Origin of the sequence: Flexivirga sp., assembly GCF_035551235.1 — a bacterium.
In the GTDB taxonomy this organism is placed as follows: Bacteria; Actinomycetota; Actinomycetes; order Actinomycetales; family Dermatophilaceae; genus Flexivirga.
Genome location: NZ_DASZNO010000001.1, coordinates 1 through 7,361, shown reverse-complemented (window position 1 = coordinate 7,361; position 7,361 = coordinate 1). Strand labels below are relative to the sequence as shown.

Here is a 7,361-nt window from a genome sequence, read left to right as displayed (position 1 = left end):
GTAGCGGGGGCAGGATTTGAACCTGCCACCTCTGGGATCGCCCTGGAGGGCACAGTCGTCGCCGAGTAATCACTACAACACCCGCCACCGCGAACCGTACGCTACGAGGCGACGGCGACGAGCTGTGCCGGGTCGGCAGCGGGGTGACCTACCTAGCGGGGAGCCGGCCCGCGTGCCGACGTCATCCGTAGCCTCGAGCACCCGGCCTCAGCAGGCCTGGATGGACAACCACGCCTGCGAAATGGCAGCGCGCGACACCTGACAAACCTGGCCTTGCCACCACTAGCAACTCGGGCTTCGACGCCTTCCCGGTACCGTGGTCGCATCGGTGGTCTTATGCGCGGCTCTGGAGTGTCGTAGCTACGTCCGCAACGCGCTTCTTCGGCGTACGCCACGCGACCATGACCGGACCGAGACTGCCTTAGGTCCATCTGCGGTCTGCTTCACGGCGCTGTCACGTCTGTCTCGCGGTCGCTGCCGGTCACCACAGTTCTCTTGGTCCGACTCACGGCCGGATTTGAACCAGAAGGAGCCCGCGCCCGCGCCCGACCGGGTCAATCGTTGGGCTACAGAGCATTGGGCAGCAGGTCCCGTGCCTGCCCGAAACGTGTCAGATTCTGACCCGATCTCGTCGAATCGACCCGGGGTTGACAGACGTCCCAGGAGCTTAGATGCCAAGGTGACGTACGGGACGACCCACCGGTTTCGATGCACGCTCCCGCCTCACGCGCTCCGACCGCGATTTGAGAGGTGCGTAGAGTTCGCGGTCGTAGACGTTCAAGTGATCGTGTACAGCGCGCTGACCGGCATCTTCGCTGGGCTGTTCATCGTGCAGTGGTGGCGCCGGCGGCGCGAGCGGGACCGGTTGGCTGAGGAACGCGAGGCGCACGACAAACTCGCGCTCGCGTGGAGGCGGGAGCTATGGGCAACGATCTCCGGGTGGGGAACGCTGCTCGGAGATCTGCGGGCCGGGCAACTCGCCGAGCTGGAACGGTCCGGTCAGTTCACCGGTGTCGAGCCGGCGATATCTGCGACAACCGAGCAGGGTGATGACGAATACGCGCGGGCAATCGAGTCGGCTGTCGGGCGGTTCCCCGATCCGACTGTGGATCAGGTCATGGCTCTCGGCCTGACCTGGATGACAGTTGGCTTTGGCTGGCGGTCTTGCATCCTAAGCATTGAGCAGGTGCCGGGTGAGCTGCCGGAGTCGACTGCGGCTCTGCGTGACACCTTGGCCAGGCACCAGGAGGCGCTGGATGCGCTGGCGCGGCTGATGACCGTTCAGTATCCGGAGATCACCGAGCCAGTGGAGGTGTCGGCCGAGAAGCCTTGACGTCTCACACGCGTCTCACAACACCCCCCGCACGGCCCTGCACTAGCTGCACAAAGCGACAGAATGTCACCGGGCTCCCCGCGCGGACCGTGTCCGTTATCACGCTCTGCACACGGGCCACCTGGTTGTGGTCCAGGTGGTCGCGGGTTCAAGTCCCGTCACTCACCCGATGGCCGGCCATGCCTGCGGAGAGCGCAGGCTTGGTCGGCTTCGTCATTTTGTGCGGCTGCGCTTCGCTTGCCGCAAGCGGGGGCTCCGCCACCCGCACCCCCTGCGCCTTCGCTTCGCTCGGCTCCTGGGTTGGGTTGGGCAGGTCGGTCACCTGCTTGGGTTGGGTTGGGCAGTTCGGTCACCTGCGTGGGTTGGGTCGGGCAGGTCGGTCACCTGCGTGGGATGGGTCGGGCAGGTCGGTCACCTGCGTGGGTTGGGTTGGCTCTTCGCTCACCTGCTTGGGTTGGGTTGGGCGGTTCGCTCACCTGCTTGGGTTCGGTTCGGCGGTTCGCTCGCCTCTGTGGTTGAGTTCGGCTCTTTGTCACCTGCTTGGGTTGGGGTCGGCCTTGGTCTGCTCGGTTTGTTGCGTGGGAGGATGCTCGGGTGAAGTTGAGTGGGAGTGCTTGGTTCGGGTATGGGCTCGTGGTGGTGGTGACGTTTGTGGTCGGGTTCCTGGCGTTTGCGGTGTGGGTGCTTTCCAAGGTGTTCTGAGGTGGGTGTGATCTGAGCGGGGGGTGGATGCGTCTCTTGGGGTAGAGGCATCTACGAGAGGCTGGGGATGAGTTCTACCGAGGAATTCGAGGAGTTCGCGCGGGCGCGAATATCTCAGCTGTACCGGACTGCTTGGTTGCTGTGCGGGGATCGGCATCACGCCGAGGATCTCGTGCAGGACACGCTGGCGAAGCTGATGACGGCGTGGCAGCGGATCGACAACCCGGGGGCGTACGCACGGACCGCGCTGGTGCGGACCTTCATCTCCCAGCGGCGGCGGAAGAGCTGGTCGGAGCGACCCACCGGGGAGCTGCCCGAGGTGGCGGAGCGGGCCGGCGATCCCGAGTTGCGTCTGGCGTTGCAGAGTGCGCTCGCCGAACTGGCGCCACTCGATCGGGCTGTGCTGGTGCTGCGGTTCTTCGAAGATCGCAGCGTCGAGCAGGTGGCGCTCGATCTCGGCAAGAAGACCAGTGCGATCACGACCCGCACCGCCCGTGCCCTGGAACGCCTGCGAGCGGTCCTCGGCGAGGACGCCGACCAACTGATCGCGCTCTGAAACCAGGAGAACCCCATGAACACCAAGCTCACCGACCTGATGGCCCGGGCCACCGAGAACCTCGAACCCGTCACCCCCGACCTGCTGGAGCGCTCCGTCGCGCAGGGCCACCGGCAGCGACGCCGCCGTACGACGTTGCTCGCCGCCACCGGCACCGGCGCCGTACTCGCCACCGCTGGTCTGATCGCCGGCGGCATCCACGTTCTCGGCTCCCCCGCCGACACCGCGGCCGCCGGTACGCCGATCGCGATCGCCAAGCCATCCACCAAACCCTCCACCACGCCGTCGAAACCGTCGAGCAAGCCGACACCGGCCGGCACCAGCAAAGCTCTGAACGCGCACACGCTCGCCACGCTGAAGTCACTCGTCTCGGCCCCGGGCCGGACACTCTCCTCCCCCACGACCTGGGGCGAAAGCGACTTCACCGGCGCGTCGTACGTCGTCGACGACGGGCATGGTGCGTCGTTCCTCGGGGTGATGCTGTCCGGGGGCGGCGAGCAGAACCCGTGCGTTCCGGCCCGCAGCGGCTGCAAGACCCTGCCCGACGGCTCGTACCTGTACTCGTCGAAGGAAGAGCCCGAGTACACCGACGGCCGGCAGGCGCAGTACGGCGTCGTCGGCAACTACGTCACGCTGTTCCGCCGCGACGGCCGCAACATCAATCTGTTCAGCTACAACGCCCCGGCGGAGAAGGGCAAGCAGCACACCCGCGCCACACCGCTGTTCTCCGTCAAGGACCTCACGGCCCTCGCCAAGAGCAAGGCGTGGAAGCTCCCGCCGGTCTCGACCGTGAAGGGCGGCAAGTAACCGGTCGAGCCCATCGCGACTGCTCAGGGGCAGCCGCGATGGGCTCGCTCGTTCCTGGCTACTTCGCCGCGAGTACGCCGTGGGTTACGAGCTCCACGCCGATGGCCAAGGTGAGGAAGCCGATGATCCGGCTCAGTGCGCCGAGGCCCGTCGGGCCGAGCTTGTCGACGAGCGGCGTACCGAAGCGCAGCAGTACGGCGACCAGTGCGGCGACGACGACCACCGCCACGATCACGCCGAGCCGGTTGACGACGCCGGGGTGCCGCGCGGTCAGTGCAATGACGACGCCGATCGCGCCCGGCCCGGCGATCAGCGGCAGCGCCATCGGCGAGAACGAGACGTCCGGCTTCGCCACCCCGTGGGTCTTCTCGTCATCGGTCAGCGTCTGCCGGGACACGATCATCCCGAAGCCCGAGTGACCGACGACCAGACCGCCGGCGATCTGCAACGCGGGCAGCCCGATCCCCAGGCCCTCCAGCACGAGTGTGCCGAGCAGCGCGAACACAGTCAGGATCGCGAGCACGTAGACGCCCGTCATCACCGCTTGGCGTTTCATCGCGGTGCGCTCGACACCGTCCGTCAGACCGGCGAAGGTGGCCAGCGCGCCGACCGGGTTCATGATCGGCAACAGCGCGGCCAGGGCCGAAACCGCGACGTGTACGGGCTCCACGGTCGGGAGCGTACACCTGCTCGACGGAGGCCTCGTGGAACCTAGACGGGTCGCTCGACGTACCAGCGCGGCAGCTCGCCCGGCTGGAGATCCGTCGGATCGCCAGGGCGGGACAGTGTGAGAATCGCCTGCTGGATCTCCCGCCGGGCGTTCAGCGCATCCTCGATCGCGTACAGCCGGGTCGCGACTTCCGACTCCACATCGTTGCCGGTGACATCGACCGCGGCGACCAGGAAGATGCGGTCCGCGCCGACCCATTCCATGTGCAGGAAGGTGACCCGCTCGATGTCGCGGTGCTCGAGCAGCGCGCGCAGCACCCGGTTGCGGGCCAGCGGCGTGACCGCCTCACCGGTCAGGAAGTCCATGTTCCGGCTGATCAGGAACAGCGCGACCGCGCCGAGCAGTACGCCGACCACGATCGACCCGACCGCGTCCCACGCCGCGTTGCCGGTGAGCTGATGCATCATGATCGCCAGCCCGGCGATCAGGATGCCGATCAGCGCCGACAGGTCCTCGACGAACACGGCCCGCAGTACCGGGTTCGACGTGAGTCGCACGTACCGCCACGGCCGCAGCATCCGCTCGAGGGCACCGGCCTTGGTCTGCCGCAGCGCCTGCAGGAACGAGATCCCCTCGAGCACGAACGAGATGCCGAGCACGGCGTACGCCCAGCCGTACGACGTACCCTCCACCTCGCCGTGCTGCAACGACTGGACGCCGTGCCACACCGACACCGCGGCACCGACCGTGAACAGGCCGAACGCCGCGAACATCGACCAGATGTACCCGACCCGTCCGTACCCGAGGGGATGCGTCTGGTCGGCGGGCTTGCGCGCCCTTCGCTCCCCGACCAGCAGGAAGATCTCGTTGCCCGTGTCGGCCCAGGAATGCGCCGCCTCCGCCGCCATCGAGGCGGACCCGGTGATCACCGACACCACGGTCTTGGCGGCCGCGATCAACAGGTTCGCGGTCAGCGCGACCAGCACTGTCAGGAGGCTCTCGCCACCCGTCTCGTCCTGATCCTCGTCCTGGTCCTCGTCCGAGCTGCTCACAGTCAGACCTTACTCAGCTGACCGCCCGGATGATGCGTTGCTCGATCGCGCGTGCCACGGCGGCTGCGCGGGTGTCCACCTCCAGCTTGGTGTAGATGTGCTGCAGGTGCGACTTGATCGTCGCCTCGCTGACATACAGCGACTTGGCCAGCTCCCGGTTCGACTTGCCGGTGGCGAGCAGGCCGAGGATCTCCACCTCGCGCTCGGTCAGCGTCGGACCGGACCGCCGTACCAGCCGGGCCGCGACCGCCGGCGCGAGCACGGTCTCGCCGCGCGCGGTGCCCCGGATCGCCCGGAACAGGTCCTCCGGCGGCGCGTCCTTCAGCAGGTACCCCGAGGCGCCCGCGTCGATCGCACTCAGGATGTCGGCCTCGGTGTCGTACGTCGTCAGCACCAGCACGTACGGCGGCTCGGGCAGCGCGCGCAGCCGCGCGGTCACCTCGGCCCCACCTTCGCCGGGGCCGAGGTTGAGGTCCATCAGCACGACGTCGGGGTGCAGCGCGGCGACGAGTTGCTCCGCGCTGTGCGCGTCCGAGGCCTCGCCGACGACTGCCAGGTCGTCCTGGGCCTCGACCAGTGCGCGGACGCCGGCGCGCACGACGGGATGGTCGTCGACCAGCGCCACGCTGATCATCCGCGCTCCGGTGTCGGTAGCGGGATCGACGCGGCCAAAGCCGTCCCGTCCCCCGGTTCACTCTCCAGCACCAGCGTTCCTCCCAGTTGTCTCAGTCGTTCCCGGATTCCGGCCAGGCCATGGCCGCGGTCGGAATCGATCTTGACACGAGATCGCGAAAGTCCCCGTCCGTTATCCACAACGTCGAGAACCACCGCATCCGGGTGGTACGTGAGCGTCACGACCGCCGAGTCGGCGTGCGCGTGTTCGAGCACATTGGCCAGTGCGCCGCGAGCCGTGCGGAGCAGTGCCGTCTCGACTTCGGAGTCCAGCGTCACCGGCGTGCCATGCACCTGCACGCGGACGTCGAGGTCGCTGTGAGCTGCCAGGCGTTCGCAGGTCTTGCGCAGTGCTTCCGGTAGCCCAGCTGCGAGCTCTGCAGGGGCCAGGTCGCGCACGACTCGCCGGGCCTCGTCCAGCCCGTCACGTGCCGCGGCTGCTGCCTGAGCCGCGTGCCTGCGTGCCACAGCCGGTTTGTCGTCCCACTCACGTTCGGCGGCTTGCAGCAGCAGGTTGATGCTGGACAGGCCTTGAGCGACGCTGTCGTGGATCTCTCGCGACAGCCGAGCCCGCTCGGCGAGCACACCGGACTGGTGCTGGGCATCGGCCAGATCGCCCTGCGCTGCATGCAACTCGTCCAGCAACGCCTGCCTGGCCAGCGCGTCCCGCTCAAGCGCCCGATAGGCGCCCACGGCAAGCACTGCGATGCAGACCGGGCCCAGCACGATCGTCGGGTCCAGCCGGTCGCTCATCCGGGTCCACTGCACCACGGTGACTACCACCATGCCGGCAACGACCAGACAGGCCGGCCGGAACGACAGGATGCGCAGCGCAACGAAACACAGTGGCACGGCACACCACGCGAAGGACGGCGCCAGCAGCACCAGCACGCACCACTCCAGCACCAGGAGCGCCAGCCAGACCCGGCTGGGCAGCACCCGGTAGGCGGCGTACGTCGCCAGCAGCACGACCGCCCCGACGAGCACCCACGGCGCCCGGTCACCGAAGCCGTGACCGGTCAGGTACCGGACCACAGAGGCGACCACGAGCACCACCAACGCCGCATGCAGCGCGGCCACCAGCCGGGTCGCGTGACTCAGGATCGACGGGGTGTGCTCAGTAGACATGTTCAACCGATCGTAGGCGGGCCGGGCCCGATTCCGAATCATCCGTTCGGCTATCCATTGGTGGCCGAACACCCGTCGTGCGGAAGGGCGGCGCCGACGGAGGCTGGAGGCAGTTCGAAATCGACCAATTCGCTGTGAGGTTCAGATGTCCGTCCGTTTGCTGCCCGCCACGCTCGCCCTGTCCGCAACCCTTGCCCTGTCCGCGACGTTGCTCGGTGCCGGGGCGTCCTCGGCGTTCGCCACCCGGCCGATCACCTACGAGCTCCCCGGTGACCCCGGTGGCTCGAAGTTCGAGGGCATCGGGTTCGACGCGCGCACCAAGAACTACTACGTCTCCGAGACCACCGGCGGCGAGATCCACCGCGGCCGGCTCAGCTCCGGCGACGCGGCCGAGTGGCTCGAGGGCGACGGCACCGACGGTCGCTGGACCGCACGCGGCGT

7 protein-coding genes and 1 pseudogene are annotated in these 7,361 nt (G+C 67.9%); 4 read left to right on the top strand and 4 right to left on the bottom strand.

Features of this window, described 5'->3' with window-relative positions:
* Positions 1-781 precede the first annotated feature (781 nt).
* The 3 genes from VG502_RS00040 (at position 782) to VG502_RS00030 (ending at position 3,398) form a co-directional block, all read left to right on the top strand.
* On the top strand, positions 782-1,333 hold the full coding sequence (locus VG502_RS00040) for a hypothetical protein (protein ID WP_325547532.1): 552 nt from the start codon (positions 782-784) through the stop codon (positions 1,331-1,333).
* A 769-nt stretch (positions 1,334-2,102) separates the two neighbouring features.
* A complete protein-coding gene (locus VG502_RS00035) occupies positions 2,103-2,591 on the top strand; it encodes a SigE family RNA polymerase sigma factor (protein WP_325547530.1) in 489 nt (162 codons plus the stop codon).
* Between the two features lie 15 nt (positions 2,592-2,606).
* Positions 2,607-3,398, top strand: a complete 792-nt coding sequence (locus VG502_RS00030; RefSeq protein ID WP_325547528.1) for a hypothetical protein — start codon at positions 2,607-2,609, stop codon at positions 3,396-3,398.
* A gap of 58 nt (positions 3,399-3,456) precedes the next feature.
* Here the strand turns inward: VG502_RS00030 and VG502_RS00025 are convergent, their stop codons facing one another.
* From VG502_RS00025 to VG502_RS00010, 4 genes are read right to left on the bottom strand one after another with little or no spacing between them, the layout of a single operon-like run.
* Positions 3,457-4,068, bottom strand: a complete 612-nt coding sequence (locus tag VG502_RS00025; protein WP_325547526.1) for a MarC family protein — start codon at positions 4,066-4,068, stop codon at positions 3,457-3,459.
* Positions 4,069-4,109: 41 nt separating this feature from the next.
* Positions 4,110-5,120: a cation diffusion facilitator family transporter gene (locus tag VG502_RS00020; protein WP_325547524.1), complete on the bottom strand. Its 1,011-nt coding sequence runs from the start codon at positions 5,118-5,120 to the stop codon at positions 4,110-4,112.
* Between the two features lie 13 nt (positions 5,121-5,133).
* Entirely contained in the window at positions 5,134-5,754 is a 621-nt protein-coding gene (locus VG502_RS00015; protein WP_325547522.1) for a response regulator transcription factor, read from the bottom strand.
* A complete protein-coding gene (locus tag VG502_RS00010) occupies positions 5,751-6,920 on the bottom strand; it encodes a sensor histidine kinase (RefSeq protein ID WP_325547520.1) in 1,170 nt (389 codons plus the stop codon). The genes VG502_RS00015 and VG502_RS00010 overlap by 4 nt, the downstream gene beginning before the upstream one ends.
* Positions 6,921-7,065: 145 nt before the next feature.
* On the opposite strand from VG502_RS00010, the pseudogene VG502_RS00005 reads away from it, so the two are divergent.
* Positions 7,066-7,361, top strand: a pseudogene (locus tag VG502_RS00005) (gluconolaconase); the annotation flags it as partial.